This window comes from Hydrogenophaga sp. (genome assembly GCF_019264445.1).
Lineage (GTDB): Bacteria > Pseudomonadota > Gammaproteobacteria > Burkholderiales > Burkholderiaceae_C > Hydrogenophaga.
Genome location: NZ_JAHVAB010000086.1, coordinates 1 through 20,699, shown reverse-complemented (window position 1 = coordinate 20,699; position 20,699 = coordinate 1). Strand labels below are relative to the sequence as shown.

Genomic DNA, 20,699 nt, shown 5'->3' with positions numbered 1-20,699 from the left:
GGCGGCGAAGCGCGTGCTTCAGACGGTCTGCGGCTGCAGGAACACGCGCGCCTTCTTGGGCGACACCACCAGCGTGTCGCCTTCGCGGAAACCCAGCTCCTTGAAGCGCTCGGCCGACATGCGGGCTTCGATCAGCGGGTCTTGCCCGGGGCGGCTGGTGCTCTCCACCGGCAGCAACTCCAGCCGCGCAATCGGGCCCACCACCACGGCGCGCTCCAGCTGGGCGACGATGCCCGTGAGGCCCTCGGCGTAGCGCTGCACGTCCAGGTCGTGCGGGCGCACATAGGCGAAGGCCTTGGCATCGCGCGCGCTGGCGTGCTCGGGCGAGTCGATCGACACGCCGTCCAGGTGCAGCAGCCCCTCGTGGGCGCGGCCATGGAAGAGGTTCACATCGCCCAGGAAGCCATACACGAACGGGCTGGCCGGGTGGTCCCACACCTCTTGTGGCGCACCAATCTGCTCCACCTGTCCCTGGTTCATCAGCACCACGCGGTCGGCCACTTCCAGGGCTTCTTCCTGGTCGTGTGTGACGAACACGCTGGTGACATGCAGCTCGTCGTGCAGGCGGCGCAGCCAGCGGCGCAGTTCCTTGCGCACCTTGGCATCGAGCGCGCCAAAAGGCTCGTCGAGCAGCAGCACCTTGGGCTCCACGGCGAGTGCGCGGGCCAGTGCAATGCGCTGGCGCTGACCGCCCGAGAGCTGCGACGGGTAACGGTCTGCCAGCCAGTCCAGCTGCACCAGCTTGAGCAGGTCCATCACCTTGGCCTTGATTTGTGCGTCGCTCGGGCGCTGGCCGCGCGGCTTCACGCGCAGGCCAAAGGCCACGTTCTCCAGCACCGTCATGTGACGAAACAGCGCGTAGTGCTGGAACACGAAGCCCACGTTGCGCTCGCGCACGTGCACATCGGTGGTGTCTTCGCCGCTGAACAGGATATTGCCGGTGTCCGGCGTCTCCAGCCCGGCAATGATGCGCAGCAGCGTGGTTTTGCCGCAGCCCGACGGGCCCAGCAGCGCGAGCAGCTCACCCGAGTGGATGTCCAGGTTGACGTTCTTCAGCGCCTGGAAGGTGCCGAACTGCTTGTTGATGTCGCGGATTTCAATGCTCATGATGTCTGTCCCAACAGGGTGTTGGCGGGGGAGGGCCGCTCGGGCGGCAGCTCGGCCAGGGCCTTCATTTCTCGTTCCATCTTCCACTCGGCGACCGACTTGATCACCAGCGTGACCAGTGCCAGCAAGGCCAGCAGCGAGGCCACGGCAAAGGCCGCCACCGACTGGTACTCGTTGTAGAGAATCTCCACATGCAGCGGCATGGTGTTGGTCTGACCGCGAATGTGGCCCGACACCACCGACACCGCACCGAACTCGCCCATGGCGCGTGCGTTGCACAGGATCACGCCGTAGATAAGGCCCCACTTGATGTTGGGCAGCGTCACGTACCAGAAGGTCTGCCAGCCGGAGGCGCCCAGCACGATGGCCGCCTGCTCTTCGTCGTTGCCCTGCGCCTGCATCAGCGGAATGAGCTCGCGCGCAATGAAGGGGAAGGTGACGAAGACCGTGGCCAGGATGATGCCGGGCACGGCGAACACGATCTTGATGTCGTGCTCGGCCAGCCACGGGCCCAGCCAGCCCTGCGCGCCAAACACCAGCACGTAGATCAGGCCCGCCACCACCGGCGACACCGAGAAGGGCAGGTCGATCAGCGTGGTGAGGAAGGACTTGCCACGGAACTCGTACTTGGCCACCGCCCAGGCCGCGGCCACGCCGAAGACCAGGTTCAGCGGCACGGCAATGGCGGCGGTGAGGAACGTGAGGCGAATGGCAGACCACGCGTCCGGGTCCTTCAAGGCCTCGAGGTAAGCGTCAAGGCCTTTGCGCAGGGCCTCGGTGAACACCGCGGCCAGCGGCAGCACCAGAAACAGGAACATGAACACCAGCGCCACGCCGATGAGCGTGCGGCGCACCCACGCCGACTCGGTGGTGCCCTTGTGCGCCGTGCGAACGGAAGCGGCGGTGCTCATTGCAGGTTCCCCCCCGAACGCTGGCGCTGCCAGCTCTGCAGCCCGTTGATGAGCAGCAGCAGCGCGAACGAGAACACCAGCATGACCGTGGCCACGGCGGTGGCGCCGGCGTAGTCGTACTGCTCCAGCTTGCTGATGATGATCAGCGGCGTGATCTCCGACACCATGGGCATGTTGCCGGCGATGAAGATCACCGAGCCGTATTCACCCACCGCGCGCGCAAACGCCATGGCAAAGCCCGTAAGCAGGGCCGGCGCGATGCTCGGGAAGATCACGCGGCTGAAGGTCTGCCAGCGCGTGGCGCCCAGGCAGGTGGCGGCTTCTTCGAGTTCTTTCTCGGTGTCTTCGAGCACGGGTTGCACCGTGCGCACCACGAAAGGCAGGCCGATGAAGATCAGCGCGATCACCACCCCGTTGGGGTTGAACGCCAGCTGGATGCCCAGCGGCTCGGTGTACTGGCCAATCCAGCCGTTGCCGGCCAGCAGCGCGGTGAGCGAAATACCGGCCACGGCGGTGGGCAGCGCAAAGGGCAGGTCCACCAGCGCATCCACGATCTTCTTGCCCGGGAACGTGTAGCGCACCAGCACCCACGCCACCAGCAGGCCAAACACGGCGTTGACCGTGGCCGCGATGAGCGAGGCACCAAACGTGAGCTTGTAAGACGCCACCACGCGCGGCGCGGTGACGGCTTCCCAGAACTGCGGCCAGGTCAGCGTGAACGTCTTGAAGATGAGGGCCGAGAGCGGGATCAGCACGATCAGGCTGAGGTAGAGGATCGTGAAGCCCAGCGTGATGTTGAAGCCCGGCAGCACGCGGCGCGTGGCGCGGCGTGGCGTGGTCTTTCCTTGCCGGGCGACGTCGCCACCCAGCACAGCGGATGAGGCGGAAGCCATTTATTTGCCGACCGTGTACAGCTTGTCGAACTGACCGCCGTCGTTGAAGTGCACCTTCTGCGCTTCACCCAAGGAGCCGAAGTACTGCTCGACGGTGAACAGCTTGATGGGCTTGAACGCCGTGGCGTACTTCTTCAGCACTGCTTCGTTGCGCGGGCGGATGTTGTGTTTGGCGGCGATTTCCTGGCCCTCGGGGCTGTAGAGGAAATCGAGGTACGCCTTGGCCTCGGCGGCCGTGCCCTTCTTGGCCACCGTGCGCTCGACGATGGCCACCGGGTTCTCCGTCACGATGGACGCGCTGGGGTGCACGGCGTCGACCTTGCCCTTGCCGAACTCGTTGTCGACCGACACGACCTCGGACTCGAACGTCACCAGCACGTCGCCGATGTTGCGTTGCAGGAACACGCCGGTGGCGTCACGGCCGCCGCGCGCCAGCACCGGCACGTTCTTGTAGAGCTTGCCCACGAACTCGGCGGCCTCGGCGTCGCTGCCGCCCTTGCTGCGCACATAGCCCCACGCGGCCAGGTAAGCCATGCGGCCGTTGCCGCCGGTCTTGGGGTTCACCACGACCACCTGCACGCCGGGCTTGATGAGGTCGTCCCAGTCCTTGATGCCCTTGGGGTTGCCGTTGCGCACCAGGAACAGCATGGTCGAGGTGGTGGGGGCGGCACTGTTGGGGAATTTCTGGCGCCAGTCCTTGGCAACCACGCCCTTGTCGGCCAGGAAGTCCACGTCGGTCGTCGTGTTGAAGGTCACCACGTCGGCCTCCAGGCCATCGGCCACGGCGCGCGCCTGCGCGCTGGAACCGGCGTGCGACTGGTCGACCTTGATGTCTTTGCCGGCCGATTTCTTGTAGCTCGCCGCAAAGGCCACGTTGATGTCCTTGTAGAACTCACGGGCCACGTCGTACGAGACGTTGAGCAGCGTGGTCTGGGCGCCCGCGAGCGCAGAAGTGGACAGGGCGACGGCCGCGAGCGCAGCGCGCAGGGTGTTTTTCATGGGAAAGCTCCAGATCGGAAACAGGATGTGACGAATTCTGGGCGCCGACCCTGAGATTCCCAACGACTTTGTTCTTGTTTCTTTATGCGGGTGAGGAATAAGCGGCGCCATCCACGGGCTCGGCGAGGCGGCTGCCGGCCGGCACTTCGGCCCCGAGCGATTGCAGCAGCGCCAGGCCCAGCGGCCAGGGGCCGTGGCCCGAATCCACGTTGATGTGGCCGGCGTCGTTGAGCCGCACGAACTCGCTGCCCCAGGCGCGGGCGTAGGCGCCGGCCGTGCGCACCGGGCAGTAGGGGTCGTTGCTGCTGGCCACGAGGATGCTGCGGTAAGGCAGGCGCTGGTAAGGCACCGGCGCGAAATCGGCCAGCACGCCCCGGCGCTCCGGGTCGGCCGGTGCCACCAGCAGCGCGCCGTGAATGCGCTGCGCGATGGCGGGCGGCAAGTGTGTGGCCGTGATGCAGCCCAGGCTGTGGGCCACCACCACCACGGGGCCGGGCGCTTGTTCGATGGTCTCGCTCAGGCGCGCCACCCACGACTGGCGCACGGGCGCCACCCAGTCGTCCTGCTCCACACGAAGCACAGAAGGCAGGCTGTCGGCCCAGAGGGTTTGCCAGTGGCCCGGGCCGGAGTTGCGCCAGCCGGGAAGGATGATGACGGTGGGAGAGGGCATGGCGCATTGTGGGCAGCGCATCCCCGATGGCCAACGAACATGAAGTGGTTTGCTTATGGAGCCATCGCATAAGGCCGCGGCAGGCGGCGTGGGTGTCAGGCGCGCCGATTGCCCTTGCGACGCGCAGGCCTGTCCTGTCGCCGGCCCGCGTGTCACAAGGAGAAGCCATGGAACACCGCCACCCACCGCCTGACCAGGCGCTCGCCGAACACCCGCTGGACTACTCGGACCCCGACCTGCGCGCTTACGCCGAAGAGCAGGCCGAGGACATTCTGGACACCATCGTTCACTACATGCCGGTGGTGCTGCCCTGCATGGGCGCCTTGCTGATCTTCATGCTGGCGTTCATTGCGGTGTTCATGGCTTGAGCCTGGCTCAGGTCGTCAGACGCTTCCTACAGCCGCATTTTTTCTCTTCCTACAGCGCCCGCCTGCGTTCAATTTGACACTCACGTCTCGTTCAGAAACGGTCTGACATCAACACAGGAGACGGCCATGCGGGAGTTCATTCGGTTGTGTGTGATCACGGTGGCCAGCATGGTGGCCATCGCATCGGTGCTGCACCTCAGCGTGGCGCTGGGCCAGAACGAGTCGCCCACCGACGCGCTCATCTCGCTGGGCATGTCGCTCGGGGCGTTCGGCCTGTGGGGCCTGTTCGACCGCGGCTCGCCCAAGGCAGCGCTGCCGATGCCTTGAGCCGGTATGCCGTCGCAGCGGTGGTTCAGGCCACCGCTTCGATGATGCGGATCTCGCGGTCCGCGCCATCGCCCAGCGCTTTCAGCGCTTCCTGGTAGGCCGGGCTGTCGTGCGCGCCGGTGGCGTGGGCCACGCTGTCGAACTCGATCAGCACCACGCGCTGCTGGATGGCGGATTCGTAAATCTGCGCGGGCATGCCGCGCGCCAGAAAGCGCCCGCCAGCGGCCTGGATGGCGGGGGCCGCCAGCTGGGCGTACGCGGCGAGCGCGGCGGGGTCGTTGATGGAGCGGTAGGTGGCGATCCAGTAGGCCTTGGGCATGTGGGTTCCTGCGTGAAGTGGGGGAGAGGTCGAGAACGCTGGATTGTCGACCAACTCCCGTTCACGCGTCACGGCGCTGCAGGCGCGCGCCAGACGATCTCGTTCACGTTGAGCTTGCGCGGGATGATGCCCAGCGCGTGGAAGGTGTCGGCCAGTTGCTGTTGTTGCGCCACATGCGCGTCGGTCACGGGGCCGAGCGAGAACTCGGCGCGGGCGAAAGCCGTCGACCAGGACTTCACATCGATGCCGGTGGCTTCGGCCGCGAGCGTGGCGAGTTCTTCGCGGTGCTGGCCCGCCCAGAGGGTGACCTTGCGGATTTCATCCAGCACGGTGGCGAGCACCGCAGGGTGCTGCGTGGCAAACGCGCGCGACGCGATGAAGTACGACGAACTGGCCAGGCGCTTGTCTGATGTGTCGGCGATCACGCGGGCGCCGTAGCGCTCTTCGGCAATGGCGTAGTAGGGGTCCCAGACGACCCAGGCGTCGATGTTGCCGCCGTTGAAGGCGGCGGTGGCGTCGGCCGGGGAGAGGTAGGTGGGCACGATGTCGTCGAACTTCAGGCCCGCCTGGGCCAGGGCTTTCACGGTGACGTTGTGGGCGCTGGACCCTTTGCCAAAGGCGACCTTCTTGCCTTTGAGGTCGGCCAGGGTCTTGATGGGTGAGTGCTTCGGCACCAGCACCGCGTGTTGTGCCGACGGTGTGGCGGCGGCGTACACCAGGTGGGAGCCGCCGGCCTGCGCAAAGATGGGTGGCGTGTCGCCCACGGAGCCGAGGTCGATGGCGCCCGCGCCCAGGGCTTCGAGCATGGGCGGGCCGAACTGGAACTCGACCCACTTCACGCTCGTCACGCCCAGCGCCTTCAGGCGCGTTTCAATCGCTTGCTGCTTCTTCACCAGCACCAGAATGGCCGAGCCCTTCTGGAAGCCGATGCGCACTTCCTTGGGCAGCGGGGTCTGGGCCAGGGCCGAAGAGCCCAGGCCCGTGGCCCAGGCCGAGAGCGCGAGCAGGGCGCGGCCGATATCGCGGCGGCGCAGTGCAGGGGTGGGTGGTGGGTTCAAGGCAGGCTCCTTCAAGTGTGTTGAGAGCTGCGCAGGTTAGGCGTGGCGCACGGCGAAGTCGAATGCGCTGTGCGCGCTTGCTTATTCGCTTTTTTGTACGGTGTGCCGGGCGCAGCGTCACACGGTGATGAGCTCGTCGTTCAGCGCCTCTTCCACCATCTGCCGCGTGAGGCTGGGGGCGAAGTTTTCGATGAAGCTGTACGCGTAACCACGCAGCCAGGTGCCGCGCCGCACCGCCAGGCGCGTCACGTTGATCTCGAAGAGGTGGCGTGCGTCGAGGGCTTGCAGGTGGCGGTCGCGGTCGCTGTCAACGGCAATGGACGCCACGATGCCCACGCCCATGCCGAGCTCCACATAGGTCTTGATCACGTCCGCGTCCATGGCGGTGATCACCACGTTGGGCTTGAGCCCTTGCTTGGCGAACGCGTCGTCGATGTGCGAGCGGCCGGTGTAGCCCTGGTCGTAGGTGATGACGGGGTGCTCGGCGAGCTGCTGCAGCGTCAGCGGCGCATCGATGCGCAGCAGCGGGTGGCCGTGGGGCACCACGATGCTGTGCGTCCAGCGGTAGCAGGGCAGCGTGACCAGCTGCGGGTAGCTGGCCAGCGCCTCGGTGGCAATGCCGATGTCGGCTTCGCCGGCAATCAGCATCTCGGCCACCTGCTTGGGCGATCCCTGGTGCAGGTTGAGCGTGACCTGCGGGAACAGCGCGCGAAAGTCGCGCACGGCGTGCGGCAAGGCGTAGCGCGCCTGCGAGTGCGTGGCCGCAATCGACAGGCCACCCTCGAGCCGCGACACGAATTCCCTGCCCGCCTGCCTGAGGTTGTCCGCCTCCTGCAGGAGGCGCTCCACGATGGGCAGCAGCGTCTGGCCCGGGGCGGTGAGGCCCGTGAGGCGCTTGCCGGCGCGCGCGAAGATGGTTACGCCCAGCTCCTCCTCCAGCTCGCGGATCTGCCGGCTCACGCCAGGCTGCGAGGTGTAGAGCATGGCCGCCACCTCGGTGAGGTTGAAACCGTTGCGCGCCGTCTCACGCACCGACCGGAGTTGCTGGAAGTTCATGAGCGGCCTTTCAATGCGGCGCGGTCACGAAAGAGACGACGCCGTCCAGAGGCAGCGCGGAACTGGCTTTGCCAGGCCGCAGATGCCGCCCCCTGGAGGGGGTCGCGCGAAGCGCGGCGGGGGGTGTCATAGCAGCGCGTCTGCCCAGATATTTTTCGCCCAGGACTTCGCGTACTGGCCTTCGAGCGGGTTGGACTGCGGCGACAGCCCGCCTGCGCCCGCCACGGGCACCAGCGTCTTCTGCTCGGTGTTCCATTTGTGGACCGAGGCCACGTGCACCACGTCGGTGTCGCTCACGAAGCTGTAGCAGGTGTTGGCAATGATCGGCTCGGGGTTGACGGCGCGGCCCTGGATGAGCGCGATGACTGCGTCTGCAGCGACCTTGGCGTGGTTGTTGGCCATGAAGCCGGACTTGGGCATGCCCGGTGCGGAGAGCGTCGCGTCGCCCAGCACGTGAATGCCCGGCGCCACGGTGGACTCGAAGGTCTGGAAGTTGACGCCGCACCACTTGTTGTTGGCGGTGATGAGGCCCGCGGTCTGCGCGATGCGCCCCGCCTGCTGCGGCGGCACCACGTTGAGCACACCGGCGCGCACGGTTTCAAACTGCAGTTCGATCGTGCGGTTGGCAGCGTCCACGCGCAGCAGTTCGCTGTTGGGCTTGTATTCGACGATGCCGGGGTAGAGCTCGTTCCAGGCCTTGAGGAACAGGGCCTTCTTGGAGGTGATGTCCGGGTTGGCGTCGAGCACCAGCACCTTGGCGCGCGGCTTGTGCTGCTTGAAGTAATGGGCCACTTGCGCAGCGCGTTCGTAGGGGCCGGGCGGGCAGCGGTAGGGCGCCTTGGGAATGTGCAGCGCATACACACCGCCATCGGGCAGGGCTTCGAGCTGGCGGCGCAGGGCCACCGTTTGCGGGCCCGCTTTCCAGGCGTGCAGCACCTGGTTCTGGGCTTCGGCGGTCTGCAGGCCAGGCACCTGGTCGAACTGGAAGTCCACCCCGGGCGAAACGATCAGGCGGTCGTACTTGAGCGTGTCGCCGCGCGCCAGGCGCACTTCCTTCTTGCCGGCATCGATGGCGGTGGCCTCGTCGCGCACCACGCGCACGCCGTATTTCTTCTGCAGCGTGTCGTAGCCGGTGGTGAGGTTCTCGATCTTCTCGGAGCCACCGAGCACGAGGTTGCTCAAGGGGCAGGAGACGAAGGCCGCCTCGCGCTCGACGAGCACCACTTCCATCTCGGGCGCCCACTGGCGGATGTACTTGGCGGCGGTGGCGCCCCCGAAGCCGCCCCCGATCACGACCACGCGGGCCTTGGGCGTGGAGAGGCTGGCGCAGCCGGGCAGGGCGAGTGCCACGGCGGCGCCGCCTGCGGCGGTGAGCAGGTGTCGGCGGTGGATGCGTGTCATGGGTTCTCCTCCTCGTTATCGGGGTTGGCGCGAAAAGTGGGTGGCCAGGCGTTCAAGCTCGGCGTCGCTGTAGCCCTTGGCGTGCTGGTGCATCACGGTGGCGGGCAACTGGTCGCGCTTGTAGGCGAGCAGCTTGGTCAGCAGCACTTGCTTGTCCTGTCCATTGATGGATGGAATCGCGCTGTTGCTTTTGCCGTCGGTGCCGTGGCAGGCCGCGCACGAAGCGGCCCATGCGCGGGCTTGCAGGTCGGGGGTCTGGGCGTGTGCGGCGCTGCAGAGCAGCAGCGTGGCCCATCCGATGGTGTATTTCATGGGAGGTTCTTCATGTTCTGCAGATCGAACGACGGCGTCACAACTTCGCGATGGAGACTTCCGTGGACTTCACCAATGCCACGACTTCGGAGCCGACTTTCAGGTCGAGGTCTTTCACCGAACGTGTGGTGATGACCGAGGTGACGATGCCCCAGGGCGTTTCGACGTCGACTTCGGAGACGACATCGCCCTGGATGATTTCGCGGACCTTGCCTTTGAACTGGTTGCGCACGTTGATGGCTTGAATGGACATGGTTTCTTTCAGTGGGTTTGTGGTTGGGAAAAGGGACTCAGACCGCCCAGCGCAGGGCGTGGGCGGGTGCGGGTGGCCAGGGCGCGTCGCTGGATGGCCTGTCGAGGTCGGGCACCTGCAGCACGCGGTCCAGGATGCGTTTCTCGATGGCGGCAAACGTGGCGTCGCCGCGCGAACGCGGGCGCGCCAGCGGCACGCGCTCGTCCAGCGCAATCGCGCCGTCTTCGATCAGGATCACGCGGTCGGCCAGGGCCACGGCTTCCTGCACGTCGTGCGTGACCAGCAGGGCGGTGAAGCCATGGCGCTTCCACAGGCCTTCAATGAGTTCGTGCATCTCGATGCGGGTGAGGGCGTCGAGCGCGCCCAGCGGCTCGTCGAGCAGCAGAAGCTGGGGCCGGTGCACCAGCGCACGCGCGAGCGAGACGCGCTGGCGCTGACCGCCGGAGAGCTTGGCGGGCCAGTCGCCCAGGCGGTCGCCCAGGCCGACCTGGCCGAGCACGGCCTCGGCGTCCTTGCGGCGCTCTTTGGGCAGACCGAGTGCCACGTTGTCGATCACGCGCTTCCAGGGCAGCAGGCGCGCGTCCTGAAACATGATGCGTGTGTCTTGATGCAGGCCATTCACCGGCTGGCCGTCCAGCAGGAGCTCGCCGCCGCTGGCCTTTTCAAGCCCGGCGACCAGGCGCAAGAGCGTGCTCTTGCCGCAACCGCTGCGGCCCACGATGGCGACGAATTCGCCGGGCTCGATGGTGAGCTGGTTGTCGCGCAGCACCTCGCGCGCGCCGTAGCGCTTGCTCAGGTGCCGCAACTGCACGCGCACGCCGGGCGATGTGTCCGTTCGGGCCTGGGCGAGCCCTTCGACAGGCTCAGGGCGAACGGAGGAGAGGGGTGTGGTCATGGCGTCAGCCCTGCGGTTTGAACAGCGGCGCATCCACCGCGTTGACGCGGCGCGGCAGCAGCTTCTCGGCCAGGAAGGTGTCGGCGATCTTTTGCTGCTCGGCAATGTTCTGGGACGTGACGGGGCGCACGGCGTAGCTGCGCTTGCCGTTGGCCTGCTCCACGATGGCGGCGTCCAGGCCCCAGAAGGGCGCGAGCAGTGCGGCGGCTTCCTTGGGGTTCTGCTTCACCCAGCGGCCGGTTTTCTCCAGCTCGGTGTAGAGCACGCCGAGCACGTCGGGCCGTGCCTGTGCAAAGCGCGTGCTCGCCAGGTAGTAGCGCTGGTAAGAAGCCAGCCCGGTGCCGTCGGCCAGCACGCGGGCGCCGGCCTGTTTCTGCGCTGCAGAGAGGAACGGGTCCCAGACCACCCAGGCATCCAGCGAGCCGCGCTCGAAGGCGGCGCGGCCATCGGCCGGCGTGAGGTAGGCGGGCTCGATGTCGGCGAAGGACAGGCCGGCTTTCTCCAGCGCGGCGATCAGCAGGTAGTGCACGCCGGCGGCCTTGGCGAAGCCCACGCGCTTGCCCTTGAGCTCGGCCACGCTCTTGATCGGCGAATCGGCGCGCACCAGGATCGCCTGCGCGGTGGGCGAGGGCGCTTCCTGTGCCACGAAGGTGAGCTGCGCACCGGCGGCCTGCGCAAACACCGGCACGGTGTCGGCCACGTCGGCGCTGACATCGATGTTGTCCAGGTTCAGCGCTTCGAGCAGCGGCAGGCCGCTGGTGAACTCGTGCCAGCTCAGCGCCACGCCCAGCGGCGCCAGGCGCTGCTCCAGCGTGCCCTGCAGGCGCAGCACGGCGATCAGCGTGGACGATTTCTGGTAACCCAGGCGCACGGTGCGCGGCGCGTTGCCTTGCGCCAGCGCCACGCCGGCAGCGATGGAACCCAGTGCGCCCAGCGCGGCGCGGCGATTGAAGGGGGACGATTTCATGTGTGACTTTCAGATGAGAGAGGCGGTGGCGTGAGGGGTATCAGTCCAGGGGCAGCAAGGATCCGGCTTTGCCGGTCCGAGCTGCCGTCCCCCATCCAAGCGCCGAAGGCGCGCCAGAGAGGGGGGAAGCCGCGCAGCGGCGCAGGGGGGTGTTCACGTCTGGTAGCCGGGGTGCCAGCGCAGCCAGTACGTTTCGAGGCTGCGGGCGAACACGTCGGCCAGCTTGCCCAGGGCCGCGTAGAGCAGGATGCCCACCAGCACCACGTCGGTTTGGAGGAACTCGCGGGCGTTCATCGTCAGGTAGCCAATGCCGGCCTGCGCGGAGATGGTCTCAGCCACGATCAGGATCACCCACATCAGGCCGAGCGAAAAGCGCAGGCCGACCAGGATGGACGACAGCGCGCCGGGCAGGATGATCTGCGTGTACAGGCCCCAGCGCGAAAGGCCGTAGGTGCGCCCCATTTCGATCAGGCCCGGGTCCACGTTGCGGATGCCGTGGAAGGTGTTCAGGTAGATCGGAAAGAACACCGCCACCGAGATCAGGAACAGCTTGGCGGCCTCGTCGATGCCGAACCACAGGATCACCAGCGGAATGAGCGCGAGCGCCGGGATGTTGCGCACCATCTGCACGCTGGAGTCCAGCAGGGTTTCGAAGAAGCGCACCGAGCCGGTGAGCAAGCCCAGCAGCAGGCCCAGGCCGCCGCCAATGGCCAGGCCGATCAGCGCGCGGCCCGCGCTCACCTTCACATGGGTCCAGAGTTCGCCTGATATGGCGAGCGTCCAGAACGCCGACACCACCGCGCTGGGCGCTGGCAGCACGCGGGTGGACAGCCAACCGAGTGAAGAGGACAGCTGCCACACCACCAGCAGCAACACCGGCACCAGCCAGGGCAGGGCGCGCTGCCCCACGGCGCGCAGCGCCTGGCCGAGCAGCGGGCCCAGGGGCCGCGTGGGCAGGAGCCCCCAGCCGGGTGCGTCGATGGTGTCGGGCACCGGGGTGACCGGGGCTTCCCGGAAAGTCTGTGAGGTCGTCATGCGTGGTGCTCCTGGGACAGGTCGGCTTCGAGGCACCCCAGCGTGTGGCCCGCCGCCAAGGCAAGCGGCCGGTGGTGGATGGCGTGGAGGCGGCTCATGGCGAAGGCCCCTCAGCTCTGCGCCGCGCGCGGCACGAATACATTGGCCACCGTTTCGCCGAACGGGCCGGTGAGCACCTGGCCCGGCAGCTTGTTCTGCGCGCTGCGCGAGAGCAGCGGAAACACCAGCTCGGCAAAGCGGTAGGCCTCTTCCAGGTGGGGGTAGCCCGAGAAGATGAAGTTCTCCAGGCCGAGCGCGGCGTACTCTTCAATGCGCGCGGCCACCTGCTGCGGGTTGCCCACCAGCGCCGTGCCTGCGCCACCGCGCACCAGGCCCACGCCCGCCCACAGGTTGGGGCTGATCTCCAGCGCTTCGCGGGTGCGCTTGGCGCCACCGGCGTGCAGCGCGGCCATGCGGCGCTGGCCTTCGGAGTCCATCTTGGCGAACGCGGCCTGCGCCTTGTTCACCACCTCGTCGTCCAGGCGGCTGATGAGGCGGTCGGCATCGGCCCAGGCTTCCTCTTCGGTCTCGCGCACGATCACATGCAGGCGAATGCCGAACTTGACCGTACGCCCGTGCTTGGCGGCCCGTGCCTTCACGTCGGCCACTTTCTTGGCCACCTCCGCCGGGGGCTCGCCCCAGGTGAGGTAGGTGTCGACCTGCTCGGCCGCCAGGTCGTGCGCCGCCTCGGACGAGCCGCCAAAGTACACCGGCGGGTACGGCTGCTGCAGCGGCGGGAAGAACAGCTTGGCGCCCTTCACCTGCAGGTGCTCGCCGTCGTAGTCGAAGGTCTCGCCGTGGTGGCTGCGCGTGAGGATCTCGCGCCAGATGCGGATGAACTCGGCCGATTGCTCGTAGCGTTTGGCGTGGTCCAGGAACACGCCATCGCCTTCGAGCTCGGCGCGGTCACCCCCGGTGACGAGGTTGATGAGCAGGCGCCCGCCCGAGAGCCGGTCGAACGTGGCGGCCATGCGCGCGGCCAGCGCGGGCTGGTGCAGGCCGGGGCGCACAGCCACCAGGAACTTCAGGCGCTGCGTCACGGGCAGCAGGCTGGCGGCCACCACCCAGGGGTCTTCGCACGAGCGGCCGGTGGGAATGAGCACGCCCTCGTAGCCCAGGCTGTCGGCGGCTTGCGCCACTTGCTTGAGGTAGTCGTGGTTGAGTGCGCGCGCGCCTTCGGCGGTGCCGAGGTAGCGGCTGTCGCCGTGGGTGGGGATGAACCAGAAGATGTTCAGTGACATGGTGTGGGCAGATGAGTTTTTTTGAAGGGCGCAGCGCGGCGTTGGGTCAGCCCAGGCGCGGCTGCGTCAGGTGGGCGGAGGCCACGCGCCACGACGACGCCGTGACAGCAAGGAGGTGGGCGATGTGGCGGCGCAGGTCGGTGGCGTTGAAGGGCTTGGACATGGGGAGCTCCCTGTCGTCGAGCCGCTCAAGGCTGCGAGACGACCACCGCTTCGCTGATCCGGATGGCCTTGGGAATCAGCTTCAGATCGAAGAAGGTGTCGGCGATCTTTTGCTGGTCGGCGGCCACGGCGGGGGTGATCGGCTTGACGTTGAACTCGTAGCGCTGCAGCGCGAGTTCGACCACGTCCACCGGCAGGCCTTGCAGCGGCGCGATCAGCTCGGCGGCCTGGCGCAGGTTCTTCTTGAGCCAGATGCCTTGGGACACCGAGTCTTCGAACAGCGCCTCGATCACCTTGGGGTTCTGCGACACGAACTTGCGCGCGCCCAGGTAGTACTGGTAGTTGTTGACCACGCCACCCGTGCCATCGGCCAGCACGCGGGCGCCGGTGGCTTTTTCTGCGGCGGCCTGGAACGGGTCCCAGATCACCCAGGCGTCCACGTTCCTGCTTTCGAAGGCCGCGCGGCCATCGGCGGGCGCGAGGTAGACGGGCTGGATGTCGGTGATCTTCAGGCCGTGCTTCTCCAGCTGCTTCACCAGCAGGTAGTGCACGTTGCTGCCCTTGTTGAGGGCGACCTTTTTGCCCTTGAGGTCGGCCACCGACTTGATGGGCGAGTCCTTGGTCACCAGGATCGCTTCAGCGCGCGGGGCAGCCGGGTCAAAGCCGAAGTAGACGAACTGCGCGCCGGCGGCCTGCGCAAAGATGGGTGGCGCCTCGCCCACGTAGCCCACGTCCACCGCACCCACGTTCAGGCCTTCGAGCAGCTGCGGACCGGCGGGGAACTCGACCCACTTCACGCCAAAGCCCAGCGGCGCGAGCTTTTTCTCCAGCGAGCCCTGGGCTTTCTGCAGCACGAAGAGGCTGGCCGACTTCTGGTAGCCGATGCGCAGCTCGCCTTTGCCTTGCGCCTTGGCCTGGGGCACGGGCAGCAGCAACAGCGCCAGCCCGAAAGCGGCGACCACGAAAACCAGCAGGCCCAGCGCCCATTGGCGCAGGCGGGCAAAGCGCGAAGGCGTGGTGGGGGCGCCGGCCTCGGGGTGGTGTTGAAACAGTTCACTCATGACAAATCCTTGGTGACGAAGCGCAGGCAACAGCCGTCCAGGCCACCTGCGCGGTGGCTGAAAAAAACAAATGGGGATGGGGGCGAGATCGGCCGGGTGGTCCCGGCTCGCAGCGGGTCAGACGCTACATCGCACCTGGGCAAACGGCACGGGCGCGAACCCGGCCGCGGGCGGCATTCGCAAGCCTTCGTGCAGCAGGGTGTGCACGGCCTCGTCCAGACGGTCCCCGATGTCGGGGCCGACGTGGTACTGGCCTTCGGTGTCCTTGGGGATCTGCGCATCGGTGGCGTAGACCCCGGGAAGAATGTGGCGCGCGGCGAGCGACTGCAGCACGGGGCGCAGCGCGTAGTCGAGCGCGAGCATGTGGTGCGGGCTGCCGCCGGTGGCCAGCGGCAGCACCACCTTGCCCTTGAGGGCGGACTGGGGCAGCAGGTCCAGGAAGACCTTGAGCACCCCGCTGTAGGCGGCCTTGTAGACGGGGGTGGCGACCACGATGGCGCGCGCCGTCTCCACCTGGCTCACCGCCGCGCGGATGGACTTGTGCGTCGCATCCGCCAGCAGCAAGGCCTGCGGCGACAGGTCGCGGATGTGCAGGCGGTCAATGAGGGCGTGGCGCAGCCCCAGGCGTTCGGACACCGCGTCGAGCAGGGCGGCCGAGCGCGAGTGCTCGGACGGGCTGCCGGCGATCAAGAGAATGGACACGGTGGGAATTCCTGGAGGCGTGGAGGGTGTGACAGCGGGTGCGGCTTACTTCCTGGTGTAGATCTGGTCGAAGCTGCCGCCGTCCGAGAAGTGCACCTTGGCCGCCTTGTCCCAGCCGCCAAACGCGTCTTCAATCTTGAAGAGGTTGATCTTGGGCAGCTGCTTGGCGTACTTGGCCTGGGCCTTGGCGGAGGTCGGGCGGTAGAAGTGCTTGCCGATGATGTCCTGCGCTTCTTCGGTGTAGAGGTATTCGAGGTAGGCCTGGGCCACGGCGCGCGTGCCCTTCTTGTCCACGTTCTTGTCGACGATGGTCACGGCCGGCTCGGCCAGGATGGACAGCGAGGGGTAGACGAAGTCCACCTTGTTGCCGAATTCCTTTTCAAGCAGATAGGCCTCGTTTTCCCAGGCGATCAGCACGTCGCCCTGGTTGCGCTGCGAGAAGGTGATGGTGGAGCCGCGTGCGCCGGTGTCGAGCACAGGCACGTTGTTGTAGACCTTGGCCACGAATTCCTTGGCCTTGTCGTCGCTGCCGTACTTGCGCTTGGCGAACTCCCAGGCGGCCAGGTAGTTCCAGCGGGCACCGCCCGAGGTCTTGGGGTTGGGGGTGATCACCTTCACGTCCGGGCGGATCAGGTCGTCCCAGTCCTTGATGTTCTTGGGGTTGCCCGCGCGGGTCACCAGCACGATGGTGGAGGCGTAGGGCGTGCTGTTGAGCGGCAGGCGCTTTTGCCAGTCTTTCGGAATCCAGCCGCCGTTGGTGTGCAGGGCGTCGGTGTCGCCGGCCAGGGCCAGCGTGGCCACGTCGGCGTCGAGGCCGTCAATGATGGAGCGGGCCTGCTTGCCCGAGCCGCCATGGCTTTGCTTGATGGTCACGTCCTGGCCGGTCTTGGCCTTCCAGAACTTGGTGAAGGCGGCGTTGTATTCCACGTAGAGCTCGCGCGTCGGGTCGTACGACACGTTGAGCAGCGTCACCGGGGCGGGCTGTGCCACGGCCGTGAAGGCGCTGGCGGTGAGGGCGGTGGCGGCGAAGGCCTGGATCAGTTGGCGGCGGGTGCTCATGTCGTTCCTTGTGGGGATGCGTTGAAGGGATGGCGAATGATCCCGACAAAGCCACGGATAAGGAACGAATGGTTTTTTGGTTGTTTATGACTTAAACATCTGAGGGGCCTTCCCCCTTGCCTTGAAAGTGGCCGGCGCGGTCATTGGGTGTGTCGAGAACGCCATTTTGCTAGGTGCTAACCCTAATATGTGTACCGTACCTTACATACAACAATAGCGGCTATTCGAGTTTTCCGGAGACAAGCATGGCCAGTCGCTGTTCAAGCCGACCCGCGCAACCCTCGCGCAGAGCGCTTTCCTGGGGGGGGCGATGAGCGCCGCGCCGCACCGCAGTGGGCCCGTGATCCGCCTGCTGGAAGCCTTCATTGCCTTCTGCCTGGTGGCCATGGTGGTCATGGTGTTTGGCAACGTGGTGCTGCGATATGGCTTCGGCTCGGGCCTTGTGATGTCCGAAGAGCTCTCGCGCTTTGCCTTCATTTGGCTGGTGTTCGTCGGCGCGGTGGTGGCGATGCACGAGGGCGCTCACCTGGGTGTGGACACCGTCGTTACCGCGTTGCCGCGCTCGGGACGGGTTGCTTGCCTGGTGGTCAGCGAGCTGCTCATCCTGGCGTGCTGCGCCATGTTTTTCTGGGGTACCTGGCGCCAGCACGAGGTGAACGCGACCACCGCGGCGCAGGTCACCGGCATGTCGATGATCTGGGTCTTCGGCATGGGCTACTTCACCAGCGTGGGCATTGCGCTGGTCACGCTGCGCAAGCTGTGGCTGCTCGCCACCGGTCGCCTGAGCGACGACCAATTGATCGGTGTGCACGAAAGCGAAGAAGCCTTGCCACCGGCAACGAGCGGGGGCCGCCCATGACCGCGAGTGTTTTCGTCTTCTCGCTGCTCGGCGCCATGGCGCTGGGCATGCCGATCGCGTTCGCGCTGCTCGTGTGTGCGGCGGCGCTGATGCTGTTGCAAGGCCAGGTGGACACCACGATCCTGTCGCAAAAGATCATCGAAGGTGCCGACAGCTTCCCCTTGCTGGCGATCCCGTTCTTCATGCTGGCCGGAGAGCTGATGAACGCTGGGGGCATCTCCAAGCGCATCGTCAATTTCGCGCTCGCGTTCGTGGGCCACATCCGTGGCGGGCTGGGTATCGTGGCCATCCTGGCGGCGGTGATCATGGCCGCCATCTCAGGCTCTGCCGCCGCCGACGCGGCCGCGCTGGCGACCATGCTGATTCCGATGATGCGGCAGGCGGGCTACAACATTCCGCGCGCGGCGGGCCTGATCTCCGCCGGCGGCGTCATCGCGCCAGTGCTGCCGCCTTCGATCGGCATGATCATCTTCGGCGTGGTGGCCAACGTGTCCATCGGCAAGCTGTTCATGGCGGCCATCGTGCCGGGTCTGCTGATGGGCGCGTCGCTGCTGGTGACCTGGCTCATCGTGGCGCGCAAGGACGAAGTGGCGGTGCTGCCGCGCATGCCCATGAAGCAGCGTCTGCGCGTGGCATTTGACAGCACCTGGGCACTGATCATGCCGGTGGGCATCGTGGGCGGCATGAAGTTCGGCGTTTTCACGCCGACCGAAGCGGCTGTGGTCGCAGCGGTGTACGCCTTCGTTATCGGCATGTTCGTGTACCGCGAACTCAAGTGGAACTTGATCTACCCGCTGGTGGTCACCGCTGCCAAGACCACGGCCGTCGTTGTGTTCCTGATCGCCTGTGCCCTGGTCTCGGGCTGGCTCATCACGGCATCCGACATTCCGCAACAGGTCAGCGAACTGCTGCAGCCGTTCGTGGACAGTCCAATCCTGCTGATGGCCATCATGATGGTGATGGTCGTGATTGTCGGCACCGCGCTCGATTTCGCCCCGACCTTGCTCATCCTCACGCCGGTGCTGATGCCGCTGGTGCGCGAAGCCGGCATCGACCCGGTGTACTTCGGTGTGCTGTTCATCATGAACAACGCCATCGGCCTGATCACACCCCCGGTGGGCATCGTGCTCAACGTCGTGTGCGGCACTGCCAAGCTGCGCATGGGCGAGCTCATGAAGGGAATCATGCCCTTCCTGCTCGCCGAAGTCGCCGTGCTGTTCCTGCTCGTGCTGTTCCCGCAGATCGTGCTGGTGCCGTTGCGCTGGCTGACGGGTTGACCGTCTGCCCAACGGCATTCCCTTTCTTTTTCTTCATTCCAACCAGGAGACCTTCCCATGATGTCCACCCACTTCCGTACCGCCGCGCTCGCCGTGGCAGCCGCAGCCGCTATCGCCGCTCCCGCCCATGCCCAGTTCGAGGCACGTTCGCTGCGTGTGTCCTCCGGTGTGACCAAGGGTCACCCCATCAGCTTCGGCATCACCAAGATGACGCAGTGCGCGGCCGACAAGTCCGGTGGCAAGCTCAAGCTGGTGACGTACTACGACGGCGCGCTCGGCAACGACACCACCGCTTCGCAGCAAGTGCGCACCGGCTCGCTGGACATGGTGCTGACCTCCACCGCACCGCTGGTGGGTGCGATCCCGCAACTGGCGGTGTTCGATCTGCCTTTTCTGTTTGCGAACGAACGTGAAGCCGACCAGGTGCTCGACGGCCCAGTCGGCAAGTCCTTCGCACCGAAGTTCGAAGCTGCCGGGCTGGTGAACCTGGCTTACTGGGAGAACGGATTTCGCAATGTGACGAACTCCAAGCAGGCCGTGACCAAGTGGGAAGACCTGCAGGGCGTGAAGATGCGCGTGATGCAGAACAAGGTGTTCCTGGACACCTTCAGCGCGCTGGGCAGCAACCCCACGCCGCTGGCCTTCTCCGAGGTGTACTCCGCGCTGGAAACCCGCACCGTGGACGGTCAGGAAAACCCTGTCGCCCTGATTGAGAACATGAAGTTCTACGAGGTGCAGAAATACCTTTCCCTCACGCGCCACGCCTACAGCCCCCTGGCCGTGCTGATCTCCAAGAAGAAGTACGACACGCTCTCTCCACAGGAACAGGCCGTCATGCAGGAATGCGCCGTGGCCGGCCAGGCCGAGTCGCGCCGTGTCGGACGCGCGGCCGACGCCGAAGTGATTGCCAAGCTCAAGAAGGGCGGCATGCAGGTCAATGAGGTCTCGCCCGCCGAGTTGCAGCGCATGCGCGACAAAGTCAAGGACGTGTACGCCGCGCAGAGCAAAGTGATTGGTGAAGACGTGATGAACGCCGTCAACACCGAGATTCAGCGCGTTCGCGCGGCGAAGTGAGCCTCGCTGTGCAGACCCTCATGACCCAGCCGCCCACCGGGCTGGTGGTGGCCATCACCGGCGCGGCCCAGGGCATTGGCCTGGGACTCGCGCGGCATTTCGCGCAGGCTGGCGCCCGCGTGGTGCTGTCCGACGTGAACGCCGAGGCGTGCACGGCCGCGCGCGACGCGCTGCGCGCCGATGGCTATGAAGCGGAAGCCGCAGCGGCCAACGTGACCGATGCCGCCGCGTGCGAACGCATGGTCGAGACGGCGGTGAATGCCTTCGGCCGCCTCGACGTGATGGTCTGCAACGCAGGTGTGGCGCAGGTCAAGCCGTTCATGGAACTGCAGGCCGCCGACTGGGACCTGCATTTCGCTGTCAACGTCAAAGGCGCGTTCCTGAGCCTGCAGGCCGCGGCGCGCCAGATGAAAACGCAGGAGCCGCTGGCGGCCGGCCGTCCGCGCGGCAAAGTCATCACCATGGCGTCGATCGCCGCGCGCTACGGCGCTGGTGTGATGGCCCCGTATCAGGGGCCGTACCGCGCGAGCAAGGCGGCGGTGGTCAGCCTCACGCAGACGGCGGCGTATTCGCTGTCGCCAGACATCACCGTCAATGCGCTGTGCCCCGGCATCGTGGCCACCGAGATGTGGACGCGCATGGACCGCGATCTGG

General features: G+C 66.5%; 24 protein-coding genes. 6 read left to right on the top strand and 18 right to left on the bottom strand.

Features of this window, described 5'->3' with window-relative positions:
• Positions 1-18: 18 nt before the first annotated feature.
• From KXJ60_RS20700 to KXJ60_RS20680, 5 genes are all read right to left on the bottom strand, one after another.
• Positions 19-1,107 (bottom strand): sulfate ABC transporter ATP-binding protein, encoded by a 1,089-nt coding sequence (locus KXJ60_RS20700; RefSeq protein WP_291132058.1) that lies wholly within the window; start codon positions 1,105-1,107, stop codon positions 19-21.
• Positions 1,104-2,018 carry a sulfate ABC transporter permease subunit CysW gene (cysW, locus tag KXJ60_RS20695; protein WP_291132056.1) on the bottom strand — a complete coding sequence of 305 codons (915 nt, stop codon included), beginning with the start codon at positions 2,016-2,018 and terminating at the stop codon, positions 1,104-1,106. The genes KXJ60_RS20700 and cysW overlap by 4 nt, the downstream gene beginning before the upstream one ends.
• Positions 2,015-2,911 (bottom strand): sulfate ABC transporter permease subunit CysT, encoded by an 897-nt coding sequence (gene cysT / locus KXJ60_RS20690; protein WP_291132055.1) that lies wholly within the window; start codon positions 2,909-2,911, stop codon positions 2,015-2,017. Before cysT ends, cysW begins: the two co-directional genes overlap by 4 nt.
• The gene (locus KXJ60_RS20685) at positions 2,912-3,910 is read right to left on the bottom strand and encodes a sulfate ABC transporter substrate-binding protein (RefSeq protein ID WP_291132053.1); all 999 of its coding nucleotides are present in this window, start codon (positions 3,908-3,910) and stop codon (positions 2,912-2,914) included.
• A gap of 82 nt (positions 3,911-3,992) precedes the next feature.
• The gene (locus KXJ60_RS20680) at positions 3,993-4,580 is read right to left on the bottom strand and encodes an alpha/beta hydrolase (protein ID WP_291132051.1); all 588 of its coding nucleotides are present in this window, start codon (positions 4,578-4,580) and stop codon (positions 3,993-3,995) included.
• 167 nt (positions 4,581-4,747) lie between these two features.
• Between KXJ60_RS20680 and KXJ60_RS20675 the strand changes: the two genes are divergently transcribed.
• Together KXJ60_RS20675 and KXJ60_RS20670 are read left to right on the top strand one after the other, a co-directional pair.
• Entirely contained in the window at positions 4,748-4,948 is a 201-nt protein-coding gene (locus tag KXJ60_RS20675) for a hypothetical protein (RefSeq protein WP_291132080.1), read from the top strand.
• Positions 4,949-5,074: 126 nt separating this feature from the next.
• Entirely contained in the window at positions 5,075-5,275 is a 201-nt protein-coding gene (locus KXJ60_RS20670; protein ID WP_291132049.1) for a hypothetical protein, read from the top strand.
• A 25-nt stretch (positions 5,276-5,300) separates the two neighbouring features.
• On the opposite strand, the gene KXJ60_RS20665 is transcribed toward KXJ60_RS20670, so the two are convergent.
• The 13 genes from KXJ60_RS20665 to KXJ60_RS20605 form a co-directional block, all read right to left on the bottom strand.
• Complete coding sequence (locus KXJ60_RS20665; protein WP_291132048.1) at positions 5,301-5,594, bottom strand: DUF1330 domain-containing protein; 294 nt, start codon at positions 5,592-5,594, stop codon at positions 5,301-5,303.
• 68 nt (positions 5,595-5,662) lie between these two features.
• Positions 5,663-6,652, bottom strand: coding sequence for a sulfonate ABC transporter substrate-binding protein (locus KXJ60_RS20660; protein WP_291132047.1), 990 nt, complete (start codon positions 6,650-6,652; stop codon positions 5,663-5,665).
• Between the two features lie 117 nt (positions 6,653-6,769).
• Positions 6,770-7,708 (bottom strand): CysB family HTH-type transcriptional regulator, encoded by a 939-nt coding sequence (locus tag KXJ60_RS20655; protein WP_291132045.1) that lies wholly within the window; start codon positions 7,706-7,708, stop codon positions 6,770-6,772.
• 126 nt (positions 7,709-7,834) lie between these two features.
• The gene (locus KXJ60_RS20650) at positions 7,835-9,100 is read right to left on the bottom strand and encodes an NAD(P)/FAD-dependent oxidoreductase (RefSeq protein ID WP_291132079.1); all 1,266 of its coding nucleotides are present in this window, start codon (positions 9,098-9,100) and stop codon (positions 7,835-7,837) included.
• A gap of 24 nt (positions 9,101-9,124) precedes the next feature.
• Positions 9,125-9,421: a c-type cytochrome gene (locus KXJ60_RS20645; protein WP_291132044.1), complete on the bottom strand. Its 297-nt coding sequence runs from the start codon at positions 9,419-9,421 to the stop codon at positions 9,125-9,127.
• A gap of 37 nt (positions 9,422-9,458) precedes the next feature.
• Entirely contained in the window at positions 9,459-9,674 is a 216-nt protein-coding gene (locus tag KXJ60_RS20640; protein WP_291132043.1) for a molybdopterin-binding protein, read from the bottom strand.
• Positions 9,675-9,711: 37 nt separating this feature from the next.
• A complete protein-coding gene (locus tag KXJ60_RS20635) occupies positions 9,712-10,569 on the bottom strand; it encodes an ATP-binding cassette domain-containing protein (RefSeq protein ID WP_291132041.1) in 858 nt (285 codons plus the stop codon).
• A gap of 4 nt (positions 10,570-10,573) precedes the next feature.
• Entirely contained in the window at positions 10,574-11,536 is a 963-nt protein-coding gene (locus tag KXJ60_RS20630) for an aliphatic sulfonate ABC transporter substrate-binding protein (RefSeq protein WP_291132040.1), read from the bottom strand.
• Positions 11,537-11,689: 153 nt separating this feature from the next.
• The gene (gene ssuC / locus KXJ60_RS20625; protein ID WP_291132039.1) at positions 11,690-12,571 is read right to left on the bottom strand and encodes an aliphatic sulfonate ABC transporter permease SsuC; all 882 of its coding nucleotides are present in this window, start codon (positions 12,569-12,571) and stop codon (positions 11,690-11,692) included.
• Positions 12,572-12,681: 110 nt separating this feature from the next.
• Complete coding sequence (ssuD, locus tag KXJ60_RS20620) at positions 12,682-13,845, bottom strand: FMNH2-dependent alkanesulfonate monooxygenase (protein WP_291132078.1); 1,164 nt, start codon at positions 13,843-13,845, stop codon at positions 12,682-12,684.
• Positions 13,846-14,039: 194 nt separating this feature from the next.
• A complete protein-coding gene (locus KXJ60_RS20615) occupies positions 14,040-15,074 on the bottom strand; it encodes a sulfonate ABC transporter substrate-binding protein (protein WP_291132038.1) in 1,035 nt (344 codons plus the stop codon).
• 117 nt (positions 15,075-15,191) lie between these two features.
• Complete coding sequence (gene ssuE / locus KXJ60_RS20610) at positions 15,192-15,776, bottom strand: NADPH-dependent FMN reductase (protein WP_291132037.1); 585 nt, start codon at positions 15,774-15,776, stop codon at positions 15,192-15,194.
• Positions 15,777-15,821: 45 nt separating this feature from the next.
• A complete protein-coding gene (locus tag KXJ60_RS20605; RefSeq protein WP_291132036.1) occupies positions 15,822-16,835 on the bottom strand; it encodes a sulfate ABC transporter substrate-binding protein in 1,014 nt (337 codons plus the stop codon).
• 310 nt (positions 16,836-17,145) lie between these two features.
• Here KXJ60_RS20605 and KXJ60_RS20600 point away from each other — a divergent pair, with 310 nt between their 5' ends.
• The 4 genes from KXJ60_RS20600 to KXJ60_RS20585 form a co-directional block, all read left to right on the top strand.
• Positions 17,146-17,694, top strand: a complete 549-nt coding sequence (locus KXJ60_RS20600) for a TRAP transporter small permease (protein ID WP_291132035.1) — start codon at positions 17,146-17,148, stop codon at positions 17,692-17,694.
• Positions 17,691-18,971 carry a TRAP transporter large permease subunit gene (locus KXJ60_RS20595; RefSeq protein WP_291132034.1) on the top strand — a complete coding sequence of 427 codons (1,281 nt, stop codon included), beginning with the start codon at positions 17,691-17,693 and terminating at the stop codon, positions 18,969-18,971. The genes KXJ60_RS20600 and KXJ60_RS20595 overlap by 4 nt, the downstream gene beginning before the upstream one ends.
• A 57-nt stretch (positions 18,972-19,028) precedes the next feature.
• Entirely contained in the window at positions 19,029-20,045 is a 1,017-nt protein-coding gene (locus tag KXJ60_RS20590) for a TRAP transporter substrate-binding protein (protein WP_291132033.1), read from the top strand.
• A 20-nt stretch (positions 20,046-20,065) separates the two neighbouring features.
• Positions 20,066-20,699: SDR family NAD(P)-dependent oxidoreductase (locus KXJ60_RS20585; protein WP_291132032.1), on the top strand; the 634-nt coding region annotated here is incomplete at its 3' end.

What these genes read in the sequence shown, in the direction of transcription:
- KXJ60_RS20700 (WP_291132058.1), bottom strand. Translation starts at nt 1,107, where the DNA reads ATGAGCATTGAAATCCGCGACATCAACAAGCAGTTCGGCACCTTCCAG.
- cysW (WP_291132056.1), bottom strand. Translation starts at nt 2,018, where the DNA reads ATGAGCACCGCCGCTTCCGTTCGCACGGCGCACAAGGGCACCACCGAG.
- cysT (WP_291132055.1), bottom strand. Translation starts at nt 2,911, where the DNA reads ATGGCTTCCGCCTCATCCGCTGTGCTGGGTGGCGACGTCGCCCGGCAA.
- KXJ60_RS20685 (WP_291132053.1), bottom strand. Translation starts at nt 3,910, where the DNA reads ATGAAAAACACCCTGCGCGCTGCGCTCGCGGCCGTCGCCCTGTCCACT.
- KXJ60_RS20680 (WP_291132051.1), bottom strand. Translation starts at nt 4,580, where the DNA reads ATGCCCTCTCCCACCGTCATCATCCTTCCCGGCTGGCGCAACTCCGGC.
- KXJ60_RS20675 (WP_291132080.1), top strand. Translation starts at nt 4,748, where the DNA reads ATGGAACACCGCCACCCACCGCCTGACCAGGCGCTCGCCGAACACCCG.
- KXJ60_RS20670 (WP_291132049.1), top strand. Translation starts at nt 5,075, where the DNA reads ATGCGGGAGTTCATTCGGTTGTGTGTGATCACGGTGGCCAGCATGGTG.
- KXJ60_RS20665 (WP_291132048.1), bottom strand. Translation starts at nt 5,594, where the DNA reads ATGCCCAAGGCCTACTGGATCGCCACCTACCGCTCCATCAACGACCCC.
- KXJ60_RS20655 (WP_291132045.1), bottom strand. Translation starts at nt 7,708, where the DNA reads ATGAACTTCCAGCAACTCCGGTCGGTGCGTGAGACGGCGCGCAACGGT.
- KXJ60_RS20645 (WP_291132044.1), bottom strand. Translation starts at nt 9,421, where the DNA reads ATGAAATACACCATCGGATGGGCCACGCTGCTGCTCTGCAGCGCCGCA.
- KXJ60_RS20640 (WP_291132043.1), bottom strand. Translation starts at nt 9,674, where the DNA reads ATGTCCATTCAAGCCATCAACGTGCGCAACCAGTTCAAAGGCAAGGTC.
- KXJ60_RS20635 (WP_291132041.1), bottom strand. Translation starts at nt 10,569, where the DNA reads ATGACCACACCCCTCTCCTCCGTTCGCCCTGAGCCTGTCGAAGGGCTC.
- KXJ60_RS20630 (WP_291132040.1), bottom strand. Translation starts at nt 11,536, where the DNA reads ATGAAATCGTCCCCCTTCAATCGCCGCGCCGCGCTGGGCGCACTGGGT.
- ssuC (WP_291132039.1), bottom strand. Translation starts at nt 12,571, where the DNA reads ATGACGACCTCACAGACTTTCCGGGAAGCCCCGGTCACCCCGGTGCCC.
- KXJ60_RS20615 (WP_291132038.1), bottom strand. Translation starts at nt 15,074, where the DNA reads ATGAGTGAACTGTTTCAACACCACCCCGAGGCCGGCGCCCCCACCACG.
- KXJ60_RS20605 (WP_291132036.1), bottom strand. Translation starts at nt 16,835, where the DNA reads ATGAGCACCCGCCGCCAACTGATCCAGGCCTTCGCCGCCACCGCCCTC.
- KXJ60_RS20600 (WP_291132035.1), top strand. Translation starts at nt 17,146, where the DNA reads ATGAGCGCCGCGCCGCACCGCAGTGGGCCCGTGATCCGCCTGCTGGAA.
- KXJ60_RS20595 (WP_291132034.1), top strand. Translation starts at nt 17,691, where the DNA reads ATGACCGCGAGTGTTTTCGTCTTCTCGCTGCTCGGCGCCATGGCGCTG.
- KXJ60_RS20590 (WP_291132033.1), top strand. Translation starts at nt 19,029, where the DNA reads ATGATGTCCACCCACTTCCGTACCGCCGCGCTCGCCGTGGCAGCCGCA.